The sequence below is a fragment of the Paenibacillus sp. KS1 genome (assembly GCF_001680695.1).
Lineage (GTDB): Bacteria > Bacillota > Bacilli > Paenibacillales > Paenibacillaceae > Paenibacillus_B > Paenibacillus_B suaedae.
Window position 1 is genome coordinate 1 of sequence record NZ_MAIS01000209.1, and the last position, 1,908, is coordinate 1,908.

Annotated in this window: 1 protein-coding gene and 1 pseudogene; both read left to right on the forward strand. The window is 43.8% G+C overall.

All coding sequences use genetic code 11. The annotated features are described in order from the left end of the window. Positions 1–268: 268 nt before the first annotated feature. Positions 269–859: a sigma-70 family RNA polymerase sigma factor gene (locus BBG47_RS27830; RefSeq protein WP_065294442.1), complete on the forward strand. Its 591-nt coding sequence runs from the start codon at positions 269–271 to the stop codon at positions 857–859. Continuing rightward, positions 834–1,589 (forward strand): annotated as a pseudogene (locus BBG47_RS27835) (hypothetical protein); the annotation flags it as partial. The gene BBG47_RS27830 and the pseudogene BBG47_RS27835, both read left to right, overlap by 26 nt. Between the last annotated feature and the right edge of the window lie 319 nt (positions 1,590–1,908).

The window sequence follows — 1,908 nt, forward strand, 5'->3', positions numbered from 1 at the left end:
CAAAGCGTACCTGATCGTTCCCATTGTAGGTGCCTTTCTTATCGACGTGTTCGCCATGCCGATCATCATTACAACGCTTAATTTATTTAAATAGAATCCTAATGTAGCTCGTCCATCATAACAAAACCTCCAGTCCACGATGTGTGGAATAGGAGGTTTTGTTGCTCTTGCACGCATCCGTTTGAGAAAAAATAAAAAAAGAACCGAACCTTTTTCCGACAAAGTGACAATATAGTGTGTAAGCTGCTTACTCAGGAGGATCCTCTGAATGCAAAGTGAATATATGTACCAATTGCTCACAAAAATGAAAAATGGCAATCAACAGGCGTTCCATACGCTGTATGATGCCACCTATCAGGACGTCTACCGGACAGTCTCCTTTCTAGTGGATCATCAGCAGGATCGAGAAGATGTCATGAATGAGATTTATATGCAAATGTGGACCTCACTTGACAACTATGATACAAACAGACCTTTCCACTTCTGGCTGCGCGGCTTGGTAATCCGTCAAGTGCAGAGATTTCGGGTCAAGGGCTGGCGGAGATTCCGTATTTTTGAACGCATTCGTGCCTTCTCCCGGGAAGAGTCTCATTGGGATCAACCTACTGTGTTGATGGATGAGACAAACCAAATGATATCGCAGGCAATCCAAAAACTGACCGACAAACAGCGAACGGTGATCATTCTCCGCTTTTTTCACGACTATACGCTCGAGGAAATCGCGACATTGCTCGACATTCCGCTCGGTACAGTGAAGTCCAGATATCATGCCGGCCTGCAGGCGCTTCGAAAAAACGTATGGAATTTTCCCCCGGAAAGGATGGAAATGATCAATGACTATCGAACGCAAAATCCGTGAGCATCTGCATAAAGAAGCAGAAACTATGGAGTGCCCTCCGGGCATTTCCAAAAGAATCGAACAATCCTATTCTCAATATTTGCAACGAAACAGGAGTGAAAAAACGATGAAAAAACGATTAATTGGCGGTATTGTCGCTGTCGCAATTTTGATCCCTACTGCAGCATTTGCGTCCTCTCCCTTGATTGAAATGCTTACTAGAACACCATTGACTGCTGAACAAGTCAAGCTGGATGAGGTTGGCAAAGCAACGCTTGAGAAGCTGTATCAAGCATTTCCCGAAACAAAATCATTCGAGATTATCGATGCAAGCTACGTTCGAGGTGACGCTGATTTGCCCCGCAAAAAGGGGCAGCCGACAGACTCCTCTAATGCAGCCACAGAGAATGTGAACCAAACAAGCATCGTACTGCAGGAAAAAGGAGGAACTGGCAAAAAGATTACCCTTCATACAAACGGTATTACGGGCGAGGTTGAACACCTGAATCAAGAGAATTGGGAGCCCAAGGAGAAGCCGCTCATTACATTAACCGATCAGGAAATCAAGGCGAAGGTGGATAATCTCATTGATAACATGTATGGCAGCATCAGAGAATACGAGTTTACTATGGAGAAAATGGAGAACCCGAATCAAAAAACGTTGATGCTGAATTACACCAAGAAGGGAGCAGAATCACCGTTCTACCAGGTATTTGTTCAGGGCAATACAATCAGTCTTTCTCGGATCGGAGATAATTAGTCTACACCAAGTGATTGATCACAAAACGGAAACACCGTGGAAAAACTAACGAAGCAAGTATGTACACGACTACATCGAGATTGGTAAAAAAGTAAAAGGAGGCTGGTATCCTTAGTGTACAGGATACTGGCCTTTTTCGTTTAAAAGGCGCTTAGAATGCCCGTTAGCCATTAGCTTGGAGAAACAACTATTTTGATACATCACATCAAGTAGTAGTTGACCTTAACACTAGTGTCAGGGTTTATAATGATGAGGAATCATTCGTGAAGGGGATTTGAATATGAGAATCGGTGAACTTTCCGCCCGAACT

What these genes read in the sequence shown, in the direction of transcription:
- BBG47_RS27830 (WP_065294442.1), top strand. Translation starts at nt 269, where the DNA reads ATGCAAAGTGAATATATGTACCAATTGCTCACAAAAATGAAAAATGGC.